The sequence below is a fragment of the Desulfitobacterium dichloroeliminans LMG P-21439 genome, assembly GCF_000243135.2.
GTDB classification, from domain to species: Bacteria; Bacillota; Desulfitobacteriia; order Desulfitobacteriales; family Desulfitobacteriaceae; genus Desulfitobacterium; species Desulfitobacterium dichloroeliminans.
Genome location: NC_019903.1, coordinates 485,826 through 504,519, shown reverse-complemented (window position 1 = coordinate 504,519; position 18,694 = coordinate 485,826). Strand labels below are relative to the sequence as shown.

At 45.7% G+C, this 18,694-nt stretch carries 16 protein-coding genes; 5 read left to right on the top strand and 11 right to left on the bottom strand.

All coding sequences use genetic code 11. The features are described from left to right. The 9 genes from DESDI_RS17770 to truA all read right to left on the bottom strand — a co-directional run bounded on the left by DESDI_RS17770 (nt 1) and on the right by truA (nt 9,067). Nucleotides 1-303, bottom strand: coding sequence for a helix-turn-helix domain-containing protein (locus tag DESDI_RS17770; protein WP_156801095.1), 303 nt, complete (start codon nt 301-303; stop codon nt 1-3). Between the two features lie 55 nt (nt 304-358). Beyond that, nucleotides 359-664 carry a helix-turn-helix domain-containing protein gene (locus DESDI_RS17765; protein ID WP_156801094.1) on the bottom strand — a complete coding sequence of 102 codons (306 nt, stop codon included), beginning with the start codon at nt 662-664 and terminating at the stop codon, nt 359-361. Between the two features lie 171 nt (nt 665-835). Then, the gene (gene rarD, locus DESDI_RS02365; RefSeq protein ID WP_015261038.1) at nt 836-1,750 is read right to left on the bottom strand and encodes an EamA family transporter RarD; all 915 of its coding nucleotides are present in this window, start codon (nt 1,748-1,750) and stop codon (nt 836-838) included. 275 nt (nt 1,751-2,025) lie between these two features. Further along, nucleotides 2,026-2,880 carry a dimethyl sulfoxide reductase anchor subunit family protein gene (locus DESDI_RS02360; protein WP_015261037.1) on the bottom strand — a complete coding sequence of 285 codons (855 nt, stop codon included), beginning with the start codon at nt 2,878-2,880 and terminating at the stop codon, nt 2,026-2,028. After that, nucleotides 2,880-3,449: a 4Fe-4S dicluster domain-containing protein gene (locus DESDI_RS02355; RefSeq protein ID WP_015261036.1), complete on the bottom strand. Its 570-nt coding sequence runs from the start codon at nt 3,447-3,449 to the stop codon at nt 2,880-2,882. Before DESDI_RS02355 ends, DESDI_RS02360 begins: the two co-directional genes overlap by 1 nt. 14 nt (nt 3,450-3,463) lie before the next feature. Beyond that, entirely contained in the window at nt 3,464-5,662 is a 2,199-nt protein-coding gene (locus DESDI_RS02350; protein ID WP_015261035.1) for a molybdopterin-dependent oxidoreductase, read from the bottom strand. A 72-nt stretch (nt 5,663-5,734) separates the two neighbouring features. Then, on the bottom strand, nt 5,735-6,388 hold the full coding sequence (locus DESDI_RS02345; RefSeq protein WP_015261034.1) for a TorD/DmsD family molecular chaperone: 654 nt from the start codon (nt 6,386-6,388) through the stop codon (nt 5,735-5,737). Nucleotides 6,389-6,588: 200 nt separating this feature from the next. Then, on the bottom strand, nt 6,589-8,226 hold the full coding sequence (locus DESDI_RS02340) for a PucR family transcriptional regulator (RefSeq protein WP_015261033.1): 1,638 nt from the start codon (nt 8,224-8,226) through the stop codon (nt 6,589-6,591). Between the two features lie 31 nt (nt 8,227-8,257). Further along, the gene (truA, locus tag DESDI_RS02335) at nt 8,258-9,067 is read right to left on the bottom strand and encodes a tRNA pseudouridine(38-40) synthase TruA (RefSeq protein ID WP_015261032.1); all 810 of its coding nucleotides are present in this window, start codon (nt 9,065-9,067) and stop codon (nt 8,258-8,260) included. A 422-nt stretch (nt 9,068-9,489) separates the two neighbouring features. Between truA and acs the strand changes: the two genes are divergently transcribed. The 5 genes from acs (at nt 9,490) to DESDI_RS02310 (ending at nt 15,966) form a co-directional block, all read left to right on the top strand. Continuing rightward, nucleotides 9,490-11,424 (top strand): acetate--CoA ligase, encoded by a 1,935-nt coding sequence (gene acs, locus DESDI_RS02330; RefSeq protein WP_015261030.1) that lies wholly within the window; start codon nt 9,490-9,492, stop codon nt 11,422-11,424. Between the two features lie 249 nt (nt 11,425-11,673). Then, nucleotides 11,674-12,963: an L-lactate MFS transporter gene (locus DESDI_RS02325; RefSeq protein WP_015261029.1), complete on the top strand. Its 1,290-nt coding sequence runs from the start codon at nt 11,674-11,676 to the stop codon at nt 12,961-12,963. A gap of 174 nt (nt 12,964-13,137) precedes the next feature. Continuing rightward, nucleotides 13,138-13,791, top strand: coding sequence for a hypothetical protein (locus tag DESDI_RS02320; RefSeq protein ID WP_015261028.1), 654 nt, complete (start codon nt 13,138-13,140; stop codon nt 13,789-13,791). 263 nt (nt 13,792-14,054) lie between these two features. Beyond that, entirely contained in the window at nt 14,055-15,344 is a 1,290-nt protein-coding gene (locus DESDI_RS02315; protein ID WP_015261027.1) for an HD-GYP domain-containing protein, read from the top strand. Between the two features lie 28 nt (nt 15,345-15,372). Next, nucleotides 15,373-15,966: a DUF5317 domain-containing protein gene (locus DESDI_RS02310; RefSeq protein WP_015261026.1), complete on the top strand. Its 594-nt coding sequence runs from the start codon at nt 15,373-15,375 to the stop codon at nt 15,964-15,966. 74 nt (nt 15,967-16,040) lie between these two features. Here the strand turns inward: DESDI_RS02310 and DESDI_RS02305 are convergent, their stop codons facing one another. Further along, a complete protein-coding gene (locus DESDI_RS02305) occupies nt 16,041-16,277 on the bottom strand; it encodes an acyl carrier protein (RefSeq protein WP_015261025.1) in 237 nt (78 codons plus the stop codon). A 115-nt stretch (nt 16,278-16,392) separates the two neighbouring features. Then, nucleotides 16,393-18,645, bottom strand: a complete 2,253-nt coding sequence (locus DESDI_RS02300; RefSeq protein WP_015261024.1) for a HelD family protein — start codon at nt 18,643-18,645, stop codon at nt 16,393-16,395. Nucleotides 18,646-18,694: the final 49 nt, after the last annotated feature.

Genomic DNA, 18,694 nt, shown 5'->3' with positions numbered 1-18,694 from the left:
CTATCTCCTTGAGTTTTTTAAAAAAGATGCCTCCATTTCAGCTCGTTCTTTCTCTGCTCTTAAAATCTTATTCTCAGCTCTCAGCTTTTCTAATTCGCTCATCTTATCCTGAGACTTTCTCTTGCCCCGATTGTCTCTTAATGATTCAACTCCGTAAGCTTCATATTTAAGGGTAAAGTTACGTGCCTGCTGATAGGATACTTGATATTTTTTAGATGTTTCTGCGTAGTTATGATCATGTGCAATACAGTACTGCACGATTTCAACTCGTTCATCAAAAGTGGTTTTTCTTCCTTTGGTCATGATGGCGCTTCCTCCTGTTCCAGAAGACTTTAGTCCTTCATGACCATTATACTTTTTATCCACCTTCTAAGTTGTGTTTCTGACCTGATTTTATATTTTTCAGTATTTCAGGAGCTGTAAGTTTTCCAGACAGGTAATCATTAACAGCTGCCTGCTTTAATTCAGATGAATAATGACGTGCCTTGCTGCTTGTTCTTAATCCTTCAAATCCAAAGGCATTGTATAAGCGAATCCAACCTTTAAGCGCTCCTTGGCTCATTCCGTATATGCGACATATTTCCCGAAAACCATGAGTGTTATTGAGATATTCAATAATAATTTTCTCTTTTTCTGAATAGGAGTATTTGTGTTTAAACGCCATAAAAATATGCTCCCCCCTAAGTGACAAGTTTTTATTATTTCACTTGTCTACCTAGAAGGGAGCATATCATTAGCGTGACACCCCGATCCATTATTTAATAAAAAACGAGCTACCTAAACCTATCCTCAGGTACCCGTTTTAAATCACATAAAGTTGATTAATGCATTTAAATTATTTTCCTTGTAACGGCTGAACCGCGCTAAGATTAGCCCTCCGCAAACCGTATATCCGAGAAATCGAATAGACAGCTAAGGCAACCCAAATGAATCCGAAACTCCAGGCATGGGTAGACGTAAATTCTTCATGAAAGACGAGAACACCAAGTAAAAGGTTTAACGTAGGCGATAGGTATTGGATAAAGCCAATCGTTGCGAAAGGAACGCTCTTTGCTGCATTGGCAAACCATAGTAGGGGGATAGCCGTTACGATTCCCGCTCCCATCAATAACAACAGCTTACTCATTCCATAATCACCGATTACACCACCACTCTTTGTCCCTACCCAAAGATAAATTAGTGCAATAGGCGCGACAACCGCCGTCTCTAAGGCCAAGCCCAGTAAGGAGTCCACATTCACCAACCGTTTCGCCAAACCATATAAAGCGAAGGTTACCGCCAGCCCTAATGATATCCAGGGAATTCTTCCATATTCAAAAGCAAGTATGAGAACCCCGATGGCTGCTAAAGCAAGCGATGCGATTTGCCAGCGATCGATTCGTTCTCCTAAGACGATAATTCCTATCAAAACCACGAGCAAAGGATTGAAGTAATAGCCAAGGCTTGCCTCAACAACTTTGTTGCTGTTCACTGCCCAAATATAGATATACCAATTGGCAGTGATCAATAAAGCACTTAATACCAGCCCTAACAATTTCGATCGATCACGGAGGATACTACCCACTCTACCCCATTGCTTTTTTAGTACTATTAACATCGTGACAAAAGCAAAGGACCAGACAATCCGGTGCGCTAGAATTTCAAGTGCTGGGACACCTTGCAAAGTCTTCCAATAGATAGGCAGCAGTCCCCAGACTATGTATGCCGCAAAGGCGTAAAGCACCCCAGTTTTCGACGATTTTACTTCCATTTTAACCTCACCAATTTCTTCTAAGACTAAGGGCACTGGATAACAAAGCCCGACACAACATTATACACCCTTTTCAGAGACAAGTTATACTTGCATTTTTTCCCTTTAGGTGTTTTGTCTGCCCTTTACTTAAGAATACTATTCTTAAAGCTTGTAGTCATAGATAGGGGCTTACAAAAACGCACCAAGGTCATTGCCTCGGTGCATTTTTGTAAGCTTTTTAATATCGTTAGTGTTTAGTTAGTGTTTAGTTACTCTTTTGCTCTTTTATCCTTTTACATCAAAGCTGTAATATGCATTCCCACAGCACTCACATAGAAGAGTCCTCTCCCCAAGAGTTCTCCCGCTACACCGCAGGTGAGGGCGAAAAGAATCATTTGGGGTTGAGGTGTTTCCTTTTTGCGTACTGCATTCATGATTAGAAAAATGGGAATTACCCAGCCAACTGTTGCTCTGAGCCAAAAGACGGGGCTTGCTAGGAGGTACTGGGCTGTAGCCGCACCTTCCGGTGTAACCTGCAGAAGAGAGAAATACAGGAGCGAGAGGATAGCACTGCCGATTACACTACCTAAGGCGATATTGAGCAGTTGCTTTATTTCACCAGAGGACAAGACCTTGCGACCTAAGAAGACAGTAAACAGTGTACCTAAGATGACGCTGGTCATCAGGAAGAAGATTACCGGTCCTAAGTTGTTCCAAGCGGGAACCCGGGGAAGGGTATAGATCAAAGCACTGCTGATAATCCCGAGGAAGCCTAGGCCTGAAGTCAGAGCCATGATTCCAGTCATTTTGCTACCTGGTCTTCGGGAGAGGAGTGCTAGGTAAGCCCAGGCACCAAAGGTAAAGATGAAGAGGAGAATTTCCCGACTTAACCAAGAGGTACCCAAGTGAGTTAAGGCCCGATAAGCCTCAAGAGGATGCCCTAAGTGGAAGAGGGAGGCGATCATAGCTACCGCTAGGAGTACACCGGAGACCAGAACCGACCTTTTAATAAAGCTCTGATACTCAGTGGTGGCCGTCGTTGCCAGCTTGCTTTGTTTTCTTTCCAGTAGCCACAGACAGAAAATGATACCTACCGAGGTTTGACCGAGAACGGTAAAAATAACTAATGGCCATTCCCATTGTCCCATTATACATCCCTCCTTATTTGCCTGCCTTGTTTCGGCCCGATAAATCGTATAGATGGATTCGTTACTGAAGGGTTGGGCATTCCAGGTAAGGTTTTCAGAACACCAACCTTTAGATCTAATTCTTCGTTAACCTCTACAAGCTCTAGGGCTTCTGGCACACAAGCGGCCACACAAGCTGGCTGTTGTCCTTGATCTAGGCGCTCATAGCACAGATTGCATTTTTCTACCTTTTTTAGTACAGCATTGAACTGCGGACGATCATAGGGGCAAGCCATTGTACAGAGTTTACAGCCGATACAGCGCTCCTGATCATGAATAACGATACCATCCTCACGTTTGGTATAGGCCTTTACCGGGCAAACCCGCAAACATTCCGGGTTCTCACAATGATTGCAGGCTACCGAGATAAACATCCGCGTGGGTAGTGAGAAATCCTTTTCCCGTAACTGATAAACTTGACGCCAACGAACCGAGGCATCGCTTTGATATTCATTTTTGCAGGCCATTTCACAGCCTCTGCAACCGATACATTTTTCCGAATTATGCAAGAAACCTAATTGCTTACTCATGATTTATCCCCTCCTTACGCCTTTTCTATCGCCACAAAGTTATCGTGGAAGGCAATCCCGTCCATGCCTGTAGCTTGTTTACCCATATCCGCAGGAATGGCTTTCACGGTGAAGTTCACATTGAACTTAGAATCCTTATACCATGCCTCATAGCTAACAACGACATCGGGTGAGGTTGTCTGGGTTAGGTGGGCCTTAATGGTTACTTCTCCTAAGTCATTGTAGACTCGGACCATATCCCCTTCGCCAATACCATGTTTAACGGCTAGCTCGGGATGAATTTCTAAGAAAGGCTCCGGATTAGCGGCCATCATCCAATCAAGGTTTTGGAATTGAGAGTGGAGGCCGTGTTGGGGGTGAGGTGTCATAAAGCGTATGGGATATTGGGTGGGCGCCTTCATCTCTTCGACCCAGATGGGGATAGCAGGGAGGCCATTTTGGGCAGCCCGTTCGCTATGGACTTCAAATTTCTTTGAAGGAGTACGGAAGTTGCCATCGGCCCAGGCTGCTGGGGAGAACTTCGCCTTGCGAGGTCCATCCAGTAATTCTTTGTAATCGGAAATTCCCAACATGTTAAAGACCCCATCGTTAAACTCTTTGGCTGTCCATTCTTCGGGATCACCCTCAGTAGGATAGGTGCAGGATCCAGGTTCTAAAGTGTTCATGGCTTTGGATAGGGCCATGGCGATCTCCACATCGCTCTTCGATTCGTACATGGGGTTGATGGCTCGTTGATTGATGCCGACCCAGTAATGCCAGTAGCTAGCCATGACATCCCAATCTTCAAAGTGAGTGGTCGCAGGAAGGACAATATCGGATAACTCTACTGTCTTGTTGAAGAAGGAATCCACGGTGACGACTAATTCCATGGAGTTAAACATCTTAATGATGTCGTTGGTATCAGGGTCTTGGGATACCGGATTCCGTGCAGCGAGCCAGAGCATTTTTACCGGCGGATCTGTTAAGGCTTGGACATCAGCAGCAAAGTTATTCATATTGACGGCGCGATCCGTAAAGGTACCGTTAGCCCCCGGCATTCCTACCGAGCCCTCAGGAGCGGGCATGACCATAGCGTGGTAGTTAAAGCCCCAAGTCTCCAGATGAGCGTAGTTCACCCCTCCTCCAGATTTGCCGATATTTCCGGTCATTAATCCCAAGGCATCAATGATGCGGACATTTTGTCCTCCGTTGGTGTGGCGCTGCATTCCATAGCCCACCCAGATGGAGGCCGGTTTGGCAGTAGCATACTCGTGAGCCAGTTGAATAATCACGTCTTGGGGGATTCCGGATTTTTCGGCAGCCCACTCGAGTGTAATATTCTTTTTTACATAGTCCGCCCATTCCTCAAAGCCGATGCTGTTGGCATTTACATAATCCCAATCCACCAGATCCTTATCCAAAATGTAGCGGGCCATACCAAGAGCCAGAGCCCCATCGGTACTGTTTTTAATCTGAATAAAGAGATCGGCCTTGGAGGCTGTAGAAGTTAGAATCGGGTCGATAACCACTAATTTAGCTCCCCGCTCCTTCGCCTTCATAATAAAGGGAAGGCTATGGATTCCGGTCCAGGCACAGTTTGATCCCCAAAGGATAATATAATTGGCATTAGCAAAGTCTTCAGGGTCATTATTGATAATGGTTCCAAAATCATAGGTCTGAGAATCGATACCGGCCGGCCAACAGGGGGTTCCTACCGCTCTCGTGGTGTAGCCAATACTAGACAGGGTTCCTTCAATACCGTAGTGGGTGATCCCAAAGTTGCCGGAGTATTTATCCAAACAGACGGGAAGAGTAGAACCGTAACGTTTTTTTAGACTCAGGATTTTCTCTGCAATGGTATTCATGGCTTCGTCCCAGCTAATGCGCTCCCAATTGCCCGAGCCACGAGGGGTTTGCTTCATGGGATATTTAATACGATCCGGACTGTAGACACGGCGGGTGTAGTTATATCCCTTCAGACAAAGCTTGCCATTGGTATAGGTACTCTTGGGATCCCCTTCGACCTTTTTTAGCACCCCATCTTCCACATACGAAATCTGCGCACAGGTGTCATAGCAGTTACGTGGACAGACATTACGGAATGTCTTGACTCCCGCCTGGTTGCTTTCCGCATGAACGAAATCTGATTTGGCAAGCATGTTAAAGCTAAACAACCCAGCTCCGGCGGTGACTGCTGCAGTACCACCGATAAATTGACGACGCGTGATCTTCATAATTGACCTCCTTCTTTGTAATGAAATCCCCTGGAACCTACATAGATCATGGGTGACTGTTAATGAATCACCCTAAACAGGTTTGACAACTCTCTGGATAATCTTTCCCAAGGTAATATAGAACTGTTCTCGAGTTGATGCGGATAAAGTCTGAACAAAGCTGGGGAGCCAAACAGCCAAGTGCTCATGACAAAATGCGTTATATCTATCTTTATAGACCTTTGCCTTTTGGGGTTGGTCTTTCCGATACTGCTCGATGGCATTGGACAAGAGATAAGCAGCAAATTCCAATTCTGTAGCGATGTAATCATCGGGTTCATTGCTTCGACCTGCTAAGGATAAGCCTTCCGATCGGTACCACTGACGAACATCTAGGGTGGATTTTTGCATGACCTGACGCTCTCCATAGCGGTAGACTGACTCATAAGGGGGGGCCGGTGGAGATTGCGGTCCCACGAACAGCCGATTGAATTCGTAGACCAACCTCTTTTCCCCTTCTCTTTCTTGACCCTCCTTCAGCTGATAAAGCAGCTCTTGATCTCCTGGCAGATCGCCTAACCTCGCTTCAAGCCACGACCCATAAGCTTGAGTTAACCTAGCCAGGGTCTGATCAAGGTTCTCCCCACCTGCTGAGAAAACCCGACTGAGAGCGTTCAGCATTTCGATTTGGACGGCAAGACCCAACGGCTGTGCCGTGTTCTCTGGTGAACTCTTGAGCTCTATCATAAATTCCCTCCTTTGCTTGCCTGATGTCGTGAATTATTTCTTTTATCTGACTTCACTTTACTTGTTTCCTTTTATAAAGCTTCACGAATTTTTCAAACTTCTGTTGTAATAAAAAACAAAACCCTTGCACTCCATAGGGTGCAAGGGTTTTGTTTTGTCATACTCTTTTGACTTTTGAAATTTAATGGTTCTTAGAGGGTTCACTCTTGCCACAAAGACTTAAGACGACCAATTTTTAAAGCGATAAACAAATTCATACGGTTTTCCAAGCTACCTAGATCTCGATCTAGAACCTCGGCAACCTTTTTCAAACGATAGCGCAAGGTATTAGGATGGAGATACAGCCGATCTCCTGCCAAATTCAAATCCCCATCCGAAGCGAGATAGGCTAACAAGGTCTCCTCCAGGTGCAGATTATTTTGTTGATCAAATTTGAGCAAAGGACCTAACACCTCATTGCGAAAATCCTCCAGCTCTTGTTGCTCGAGCTTGAGCAACAGTCGCATAACCCCAAGCTCCTGAAACAAAATGACTCGCTCTTGGAGATTAAACAATTGCCCCAGCTCCAAAGCGGACTTGGCCTCTTGAAAACTGCGATGGATATAGCGCGCGGATTCATAAAGAGTACCCACTCCAAACATCATCGCCCGCTCCTCATTCAGGCCCCCGGGCAATTTCAAAAGAGGACTAAGAAGTCTTTTAGCTGTAGCTTCCCATTGCCTTAAGGGTATCATACCTTCCAATGGGTAGAGGAGCACAATCTGATCATTTCGTTCTAAGAAGATGGTCCGTGGCTGGTTCCGAAGAATCATAGCCACTGTATCTAAACGCTCCTGAAAAGCCACCCTATCGGCCGAGTCAGGATCATAGCCCGGAATCTCACCAACAATCACCATGTGGGGTTTGGTCAGATCCATTCCCCAAAGCTTGCCCCGTGACTGCACCACTTCCAGTGAATCAAAGTTATTGTAAAGAAGATCAAAAAGAAAGTCCCGGTAATGCTGGCGTTCCGTATCCTCGACGGATTGAGCTTTAGCCAGTTCAAAGTAAAGCAGGACCGCTGTCTTATAGAGGAATAACCTACCCACAGGATTAAGCTCCTCATGGTCTATCCCCAAACCTATATATCCCAAAACCCCTTGCTGACCTGCCAAAGGATACCAGCTGAGAGGGACGTCCTTATACTGAGCGTCATTCCATTTTCCTAGACTAAGGGGGGTTTCCGGCATTAAATCCATGGTTTTAAAGCTGGACAGCTTCGGTGTCACGAAGGCAATGGGATTAAAGGGAAGATGCTCTCCACCTTCCCAAGCCAGTACCTTAAAGTGTTTATCCAAAAGAAAAACATCTCTACCTAGATATTTTTTAAGCTCGGTCAGAATGCTCAACCCATATCCCCTAGTGATCTGCTCTGTTAAATGCCTAGTGAAATCTTCACAGGCGCCAAGGATTCTTCCCTTTTCCCGCTCTACCCAGTCAGTCACTTGAGCACAAAAATCCTCCCAATCCATCGGAAGTGGGCACATAAAGCTCCCTTGGGTAGCGTCAGCCCGATTCTTTAGATCAAGCTGGTTAAGATAGGCTTGACCCTTCCCCTGATCATCTCTTAAGCGAAAACGAAGGAGTTTCCCCTCACATTCCAGGTTTAAATGTTTACCAACCAATGGCAACCTTAATGTCCTATCTATCGACGTGCCTTTTGGGTCACCAAAGGATAGGGTCTGTAGTGGTAATGCCAACAGCTCCTCCTGAAAGAGCGCATCTTTCCGAAGAGGTTCAAGCTTCTGCTCTTCAAGAAAACGCTGCAGGGTCACTGCCTCGGGCAACCTATGATCCAAGCTGCTCACCTCCCAATGATGCATCTTACGTTCAGTGATAAAACTCCGGAAAAATATCCTTAGGTAACTCTTCCCCATAGTGGACATAACTTAGCGTAAGGCCTCGGGGAGCTGCCGTGGGCCCTCCACGTTTCCGTTCCCCACGTTCGAGAATACCGGGAATCGCTTCCGGTGGAATGCGTTTTCTCCCCACATAAATGAGGGTGCCGGCAATAATGCGCACCATATTATAAAGAAACCCATCGCCGATACAGGTAATCCGGATCTGTCCTTGATGTTCCGTCACTTGGCAAACATAAAGCGTGCGCTCAAAGGTCTTACTATTCCCACCCACTGAGGAGAAGGCCTTAAAATTATGCCGACCCACCATCAGCTGAGCCGCCTGCTGCATCCGTTGCCAATCCAAGGGAACCGGCACATGCACAGAGTAGAGCCGTTTAAAGACATCCGCTATCGTATGGTTATCGATCTCATAATCATAACGTTTCCAACGGGCTGAAAAACGAGCATGAAAGCTATCGGCTACTTCCTGGGCATCGACGACCCGAATATCTCGGGGTAACAAGCTATTCATAGCCTTGGGGATCTTGGCTGCTGGGATGCGGGCAGCGGTGCGAAAATTAACGACTTGCCCCGTTGCATGGACCCCTCTGTCAGTCCGACCTGCCGTATTCAACGTGACTACTTCTTCCACTAGCTTAGCCCATACCGACTCCAAAGACCCTTGCACGGTCGGGCCATGAAACTCCGGCTGGCGTTGAAATCCGTGATAATGGGTTCCATCATAGGCTATTTTCAAGGCGATATTGCGTTGGGTTGATTCTGTAGTTATTTCACTCAAAGAAGTACTCCTTCATCTATTACCATTATAGTTACAGTTACTCTGCCTCTAAACTATACTATCCATACTTAGCGACAAGACTCTAGAAATCATTCGTTCTCCTCGACTTAAATGCCGATTATTAGCGTTTTTGCTTGTCTTGCTCCTCTCGTACATATTAAAACGACCGTTCAATCGCGTCAAGACACCTTTGACTCCGCAAATTTCCACCGTTCCCATTACCCTGTAAAAATCGACCATTCACCCGCCCTTAATTTCCATCTTGCCACTTGTGAAGCGGATAACCTGTCAGAATTCTCCGTTAATCTCCATTCTTTGGTTTTTTACCCTGATTCCGTGTTCTTCCCCCTGTTCCTTTGATAGAATGCAGTAAATTAAAGAACTAGAGAGATAGTTGCGGGACGATAGAGGGAGGAATACGTATGTTGGAAAGTAATTTAGAAGCTTTGCTCAATGAGAATCGAGAGTTCGCACCTCAGGAAACGTTTCGAAAAAGTGCTGTGATTCAAAGCGATGCAATATATGACCAAGGTCATAATCATTTAGCTTTTTGGGAAGAACAAGCGAATACCCTTAATTGGTTTAGCCCTTGGGAAAAAACTCTCGAGTGGAATGCTCCCCATGCCAAGTGGTTTGTCGATGGTAAGCTCAACGCCTCCTATAACTGTCTGGATCGCCATCTTAGTGATTGGCATCGCAATAAGGCAGCCCTTGTTTTCGAAGGAGAAAACGGGGATAGCCGCGTTCTCACCTATCAGGACCTCCATCGGGAAGTCTGCAAATTTGCTAATGTTTTGAAGGCAAATGGCGTTGAAAAGGGCGACCGCGTCACAATTTATCTACCGATGATCCCCGAAGCCGTGATTTCCATGCTGGCCTGTGCCCGCATCGGAGCACCCCACAGTGTGGTCTTTGGCGGTTTTAGCTACGATTCCCTACGCGATCGCGTTATTGATGCCCAAGCTAAAGCCATCATCACCTCAGACGGTAGCTTCCGCCGGGGCAACACGATTCCCCTCAAGGACAATGCGGACGCAGCACTGGAAGGGGTGGATTGTGTCAATCACGTCTTCGTTATCCAGCGCACTCATCAACCCGTCCAGATGAAAGAGGGTCGGGATCTCTGGTACCATGAGGAAATGCAAAAGGCCTCCTCGGTCTGCCCGGCGGAGCCTATGGATGCAGAAGATATGCTGTTTATCCTTTACACCAGCGGAACCACCGGCAAACCCAAAGGAGTCGTTCATACAACTGGCGGCTACATGGTCGGTGTATCCTCCACCCATCGTATGGTTTTTGACCTGAAAGAGGAGGATGTTTACTGGTGTACGGCGGACGTAGGCTGGGTCACCGGGCACTCCTATATTGTCTACGGCCCTCTTGCTAATGGTGCCACTGTCGTTATGTATGAAGGAAGTCCTGATTATCCACAGCGAGATCGTTTCTGGGAAATCGTTGAAAAATACCGGGTTTCCATTCTCTATACTGCGCCTACCGCCATTCGAACCTTTATGAAATGGGGACCCCAGTATCCCCAAAGTCGAGATCTTTCCAGTCTGCGCCTCCTTGGTACGGTGGGCGAGCCTATCAACCCCGAAGCATGGATGTGGTATTACAAATATATTGGTGGGGAAAGATGTCCTATCGTGGACACCTGGTGGCAAACCGAAACCGGGATGATCATGATGACTCCCCTTCCCGGTATTACCTCCCTAAAGCCCGGCTCCTGTACGACGCCCTTCCCCGGTGTCAAAATCGAGGTGGTGGATAGCAATGGTCAATCGGTTCCTAAGGGGAGTGGGGGCTACTTGGCCATCAAAGAACCATGGCCTGCTATGCTCCGCGGTGTTTACGGAGACAATGAGCGCTTTGAGAAGACCTACTTTGGCAACTGGCCGGGAGTCTATTTCCCCGGTGACGGCGCCAAATGGGATAAAGACGGCTACTTCTGGATTATGGGCCGAGTAGACGATGTTATCAATGTCTCAGGACACCGGATTGGTACTATGGAAGTGGAGAGCGCCTTGGTCGATCATCCCTCCGTAGCAGAAGCTGCTTGTATCGGCAAACACCATGAAATCAAAGGGCAAGCCCTTGCTGCTTTTGTCACTTTAAAGGAGGGCATCGAAGTTAGCCCGCATTTTGTCAATATCCTTAAAAAGCATGTGGCCCAAAAAATCGGAGCTTTAGCTCGTCCTGATGATATCTTTTTCACGGCTGAACTACCCAAGACACGAAGCGGTAAAATCATGCGCCGCCTCTTAAGAGATATTGCGGAGGGTCGGGCCATAGGTGATACCACCACCTTATCGGATGTTTCTGTCATCAATATGCTCAAAGCCAGCTATCAAGAGTAATCCGGACCCATAGTAAGGGCTTTGAATGGGCTTTACAAACAAAAGGCTAGGGTTTTCCCCTGGCCTTTCTCTGACTCTATTGCACATCGCTTCCTTAGAGTTTCAAAGTCTAATCTTAAAGTCTCTTGCTAAATAAGCCGGTAGCAATATCACTTAAGTCATAAATAATTCCATTTTGCTTTGGGCCTAAGCCTTTCATAATTACCGCTATAATTCACATTATTCCCTTCTAAGGAAAGGAGATAGACTATGAATAAGACGACCCGCGGGTGGACTGTGACACTAGCCGGCACGGGCATCAATCTAGCCCTAGGAGTCCTCTATACCTGGAGTGTTTTTGCTGCTGCTTTAACTGAGCAGTTTGACTGGTCTAAGACGGCTGCCTCCCTTCCCTACACCGTGGCCTGTGCAGTCTTTGCTCTGATGATGGTACCCGGCGGTCGTTTACAAGATCGCTTTGGCCCACGCTGGGTCGCTACAGCAGGTGGTGTTTTAGCCGGTAGTGGACTGATCCTGAGTAGCTTTACAGATTCTCTCTTTATCCTCATCCTAACCTTTGGCTTGCTTGCGGGCATGGGTATTGGACTTGGGTATTCAGCCGCTACCCCGGCCGCTGTAAAATGGTTTCCTCCCCAAAAGAAAGGCCTGATCTCAGGAATCGTTGTGGCTGGGTTTGGCCTCGCTTCCCTCTATATCGCCCCCCTAACTAACGTTCTCATCGGCAACTTTGGTGTCAAGGGTGCCTTCCGCATCGAAGGCTTGATTTTCCTCTTCACCATCGTTGCTCTCTCTCAGATTCTTGCGGTTCCCCTCAGCCCGGCTATCAAAAGTTCAATATCATCTCGGCAATCCACACCTTCTTCCCCAAACTCTATTCCCACCTCCACTTCCGCATCTTCAAGTGCCACTTTCCCATCCCTTGGACCTGCTGCAAATGCTGATTTTACCTGGCAAGAAATGCTAAAGGATTCCCGTTTCTATCTTCTTTGGATAATGTTTGCCGCCGGTGCCACAGCAGGTCTCATGATCATCGGTCAGCTCTCTACCATTACCAAACTTCAGACCGGAGTCTCTTGGGGTTTTGCAATGGTGGCTTTATTAGCTATCTTCAACGCCGGAGGTCGCGTATTGGCAGGCTGGCTCTCAGATCGAATCGGCAGAGGCTGGACCATGCGCATCTTCTTTACCCTGCAAGGACTTAATATGCTCGCCTTCGCTTACTATAGCAGCCCCGTCCTGATTGCCTTTGGTGCTATCATGACTGGATTAAGCTATGGCTCACTCCTTTCCCTCTTCCCATCAGCCACGTATGATTTTTTCGGCACAAAAAATGGCGGTGTCAACTACGGACTAGTCTTTACCGCTTGGGGGGTGGGTGGAGTCTTCGGCCCCCTCATGGCGGGAACCGTTGTCGATCTCACCAATAGTTATTTCTATGCTTATCTGATTGCTGCTTCACTTTGCTTAATCGCAGCTTTCCTCACGATCTTTTTAAAGAGCGAGCCCTTTGTGTATAAGAAGTGCGTAACTTCATCCTAGCCCAAGTCATATTCACAGGCGAAACCAGGTCATTCTAAGACCTGGTTTCTTTGATTGGCTAGCTTATTCTTCTTTTTAGGAAAATCAGGTCAATAGAAGAAGGGAAGTTGACGCCTAGTGTCGAAATAAGCAAACTGGAAAATGGAAAAACATCACAGTTTAGGGAGGAACTTTATGTCAGAAATGATCTGGGCACCTTGTGAGCAAGCAGTCAGAAAGGTTCGCTCCGTAATATCTACTAGCATCAAAGGCAATGCAGCTAATGAAATTGTCGAAATTCATATCCTTGCAAATTCAGATCGAAACCCAAAGCAAATCGTCCGTGATGTGGAATCTATGTTGGCTGCTCAATTCGGCATAGAAATTGACCATAAAATTATAAGTGTTGTGCAACTGGAGCAGCAAGAGGGTGAAACAGAGGTTTCTCGTCCACCTCTAAAGGGTACACAACTCCGACCAAGGCTCGCTAGTGTATCCCTCCGTACCGTCAACACGAAGGCTGAAATAAAGGTAGAGCTCTCGATTGACGAAAAAATATACGAAGGTGTTGCCTCAGGAACCTCCACAACCTACACCAAGCTCCGTCTTTTGGCGGATGCCACCATCAATGCTTTACACACATCTCTAATGAATAAGCTGGTTTTTGCCACAGAAGATGTAGTGATTTCACATCTAGGCAAGCATAAAGTGGCACTGGTGGAACTTAGCTTAATCACACCTATTGGTGAGCAAAGTTTAGTCGGTTGTGCTCTAATAAAAAATGACGAAAGAGAAGCTGTGGTCAAAGCCACTTTGGATGCTGTGAACCGCAAATTGTGGTTCTTCTAAGGGCCAAAATTGATATTTAACTTCCGTTATTTTTGGTCGGCAAAAGTAACAATTAAATGCGCTTTTTCCTAATTAGCGAAGCGGAAAATGAGCGAAGCGGTTAAACCTGATCTATTTGTAGATAAAGGGGGTAACCGTAATGAGCAAACTATACAAGGTACTTGCTATTCTTGTAACTCTTGTTCTCGCTGGTGGCGCTAACTACAAGATTTAATGTACTCTTGCCGGCCAATCTATAAATTTTGTGATTGTAGAGGATGAAAATGAAAGAACTACCTTCCAGTTTTAAAAAACTATTTTATGTCGTGGTAACTCTCGGCCTAGGGCTTTCATATTGGTTTATCTCTAACCATTCCTGGCAACGTGCCGATTTATTAGGTTTATTAGCCTTTGCTCTTTTAGCAGTGATTAGCGAATCCCTTCCTGTCTCGCTTCCGAAGGGAGGATATGTCACAGTCGGCTATGCAATTTTTATGACCTGCCTAATTCTTTTCCCTATAGGGGTAACGATCCCTATTGTTTTAGCAGCCGGTATCTTGATTTTTGGTAAGGCTGGAAAAGAACAATTGCTTTACAAAAGGATTTTTAATGCGTCACAATATGTCATTTCCATCTCGTTTGCCTACTTGATTTTTAATCTTTTTAATGCTCAGCACGCGCGATTCGATATAGTGAATCTGATCAGCTATTTTGTTGCTGCTTTTTCCTATAGTCTTCTGAATGTAACCATTGTCTCTATTACTCTTGGCGCACTGTTTGATAAGTCTCCATGGTACATGTGGAGAATCAATATTCGTTGGTCTATACCTAACTTTTTAGCCCTTGCCCCCTTGGCAATCCTTACTTCCATGATCTATCGAGAGTTTGGGGTATTAGCCTTATTCCTCTTATTCATTCCTCTACTCCTTGCCCGCCATTCTTTCCAACTTTATATGGATATGCGCAAAAATTACCTCAATACGGTCGAAGCACTTGTCACTGCCTTAGAAGCGAAGGACTCCTATACCAGCGGTCATTCCAGCCGGGTTGCCGAGTGGTCGGCCAAAATTGCAGAGGAATTAAAACTAGCTGAGGATCGCGTCGAGTTTATCAAGTATGCGGGGGTCTTACATGATGTAGGAAAAATCGGGGTCAGCGAGGACATTCTCAATAAAAAGGGGCAACTCACCGAATCAGAGTGGACGATTATTCGCAATCACTCGGCCATTGGGGAGCAAATTGTCCACAGCATTGACTTTCTCTTCGATGTAAGCTCCACGGTGCGATCTCATCATGAGCGTTTTGATGGTAATGGCTATCCTGACCGCATAAAAGGCAAGGACATACCCCTGGAAAGCCGGATTATTGCTTTGGCTGATGCCTATGACGCCATGACTTCAAGCCGAAGTTACCGAGAGTCTCTTTCCCCTGCCGAAGCTTTAATCGAATTACGGCGTGTCTCAGGTAGTCAGTTGGATCCAGATGTTGTAGTTGCTTTTGATAATATTATGCAAAGAGAAAATCCTCAAGAGCAACAATCGCCACGGAAAGACGTACAAATAGTTAAATGTTGAATGAATAAGCGAGAGAGGAAAGAAGTAAATGCTGCTTGAATCGATGATTTTAGCTGTACTCATCGGCTTTCTATCCGGCGGTAGCTTTAATTCCCTTGTAAATATTGAGGTTAAACGATTAGAGCTCTTATTTTTAGGAGCTCTTTTGCAAATCTTTGCCTTTTGGTCAGTAAAGTTCAATCTTGGCTGGTCAAGCCACTGGGTTATTCCTCTTACCCACTCGCTCTCTTACTTTTTCTTGATGAGCTTTACATGGATGAATCGATCCTTCCAGGGCTTTAGTTTGGTTACTCTGGGAATCGCTTTAAATGCCGCAGTGATTAGTTTCAATGGAGGGCTAATGCCCGTCGATCCTACCTTACTCCCAGAAGCAAGCCGACAGCTTCTCCTAGTTGGTACGGGTACCCATGGAATCCTCACAGAAACCACCCAGTTAAGCTTTCTAGCTGATATTTTCTATGCCAATATCCCTATTTTCGGAAAGCAGCTCTTTAGCTTAGGGGATGTTCTTATTGACCTAGGCATGGTCGTTTTTATAGTTAAGCAAATGCGCCGACCAACAGCATGTAATGCTGTGAAGGAGGGCGATGCTCATGTTAAATCAGAAGTTTTCAAGCCATAATTATGACAAAAGCGCGACAGTTATATGACCGTCGCGCTTTGTCATTTCGTTAATTAACAAATAGCAAGCTCTGATTACTCCTCTTCTTTTATCCGCCTGATATACTCCATAAGATCATGGACGTATCTGAAGCGATAGACATCTTCATCATGAATGGTAATTTGGAATGTCCGCTCACATTCAATAATCAGTTTGGCAAGATCCACCGGCTTGATTCCGTATTCGCGGTTCAACTCTGTGTCCGGGGTAATATCTTCATCGTCAATACCAATTATCTCAGCCAAAATCGAGGCTATCTTTTGGAAAGCCAAGCACCTCACTCCTTAACGCAAACTTCCGTAGTCGCTGTCTTACGTTGTCAATCGATCAATATATTTAGTCTTTTCTTCAGAAATAAGCTTCGCATTATACTATCAGTTGCGCAAGTTACTCGGCTGATAGCAAGGGGCTGATATCCCCGGTGTAAAACAAATTGAGGCGATGTAGCGCTCTGGTACAGGCGATGTATAAGAGATTCCTATCATCATCACTGTGATAATGTTCTGCATCCACATCGCAGATGAGTACCCCATCAAATTCTAGGCCTTTGGACAGGTACACAGGGATGATGAGTACACCTATTAAATCGACGACCGTATCACTGTTGATCAGTTGAAGGGGTATCTTATCCTTCAGTCGCTCATAGATAGCAATAGCGTCTTTCTCTGCTTTGCAGATTATCCCGATGGATTGATAATTCTTTTCCTGACAGGTATTAACCTCGTTGAGGATTAGCTGATCGAAAGCCGCTTGGTTTGGAGCTGTGAAGACCTCCGGTACATCTCCCTTTCTGCTAAAACTGTTGAGGGTAGAACCCGGGCTAAGAAACTGAGCGCTGTATTCCAATATGTCTTGTGTACAGCGAAAACTCTTAGCCAAGGTGACTAGGGTCGATTTTTCTTTGTCTAAGATTTGAGCGACCCGGGCATATAGATCCATACTTTCCTGTTTACCAATGGTTTGATGGATATCACCTAATACGGTATAGCGGGCTTTGGGAAACAATTCTTTTAGAATTTCGAAATGAATGGGATAGTAATCCTGAGTTTCATCGATGACCACCTGTTTTATAGCTTTAGAATCAGCGTTACCCTTAGTTTTTAATTGCAGGAAAGTCAGAGCTAGAGCGTCATCATGCTGCAATTCTTTCTTTTGCAGGTTTTTACGCGTCAGGTTCAGGATATCCTCGATGCAATCCGGCAATTCGAGACCTTTGGCTAAACTATAAAAATAGTTTTTATCACTGAAAAGCTTCCTATAGAGTTCAAAACAATCCAACTCTGTAAACTTACGAATGCTCTTAATCAGGACTGTGCTTTCCTGAATGGATAACATCCGGGCCACTTCTTCCACTTCAAACTCATGCTCAGGTTTTTGAGCAATGATGTTTCTTAGCTTTTCCATGCGCTCTTTGCGCTCTTTATGAACGGACTTCAAAATCGATTTTTCCAAGCGCCGCAAACGGAGGCTTAAAAGAACCTCTGGGTTGCTTTGTAGAAGTTGGGATTTTAGTAGCTGCCAGCTGACCAAAACTCTTCCGTCATAATAGATATCCGTAAACTGGAGCCAGCGCATCGGTAGATCCGCGGTGAAACGGTTTAATATTTCTACAAACTGGCTGGACCCTTTGAATTTCATGGCTTCTTTGGCTATTGTTCCCTCTGCCTGCCTGTCGGAGGTAAGCACATATTCCAAAAATTGATTCTTGGTCTGGATATCCTCTCTCTGCAAAAGGTTACTAAGTATATCATCGAACAAAAGGGAATTGACTTGGTTCTCCCCCAGCTCGGGCAAGACATTGGCGATGTACCGTTCAAAAAGCCTGTTGGGTGAGATCACCACGATATTGTTGTGAGTTAATTTCTCGGTCAGCCCCTGATACATTAGATAGGCTGCTCGGTGCAAGGCCACTGAGGTTTTGCCGCTTCCGGCCGCCCCTTGGACCATCATCAAATCTACTTCCATGTCCCTGATGATCATATCCTGTTCTTTCTGAATGGTTTCGACGATGGTTTTCATTTGAGAGGAAGCATTTTGGGAGAGGAGTTTCCTAAGAAATTCATCTATAATCTGAACATCGGCATCAAAATAGTATTCCAGTTGGCCCCGCTTGATTTCATACTGGCGTTTTAAATTCACCTGCCCGGTGATCCTGCCGCCAGGTGAATCATAAAAAGCTTCTCCTAGGGTAAAGCGATAAAAGACGCTGGAGATTGGAGAACGCCAGTCATAGACAGCCATTTCATAGCTTTGCTCTTCATGAAGTGATGACCGCCCAATATAAAATTTTTCGAAGTCTGCCACACCGTCGAACTTAAAATCAATCCGGGCAAAATAGGGTGAATCGATCAATTTCTCTAAGGCCTGGATTTTCCTGGCTTGTTGGTCATACTCTGAGAGTTTATCTGACACTTGGTTAGCATATTGGCTAAAGTTGACAAGGTCGGAAAAACTGTCCTTGGACCAAAGGTTCGCTATCGCATGTGAGGTATCTTCCCTCAGTTCCTTCTTGGCCGCCATAATGGCTGCCTTGCTTTCTTCGTTTTCCCGTCTGATGACAGCTAACTGCTCTTCAGCTATGGCTATTGTATGCTCTAGATTCTTCACTTCAAAAACTTGCTCCGACTGACTCTTCTCCAATATTCAAACCCCCTCCAGCATTACCATGTACCTTCTGGTAAGTATCATA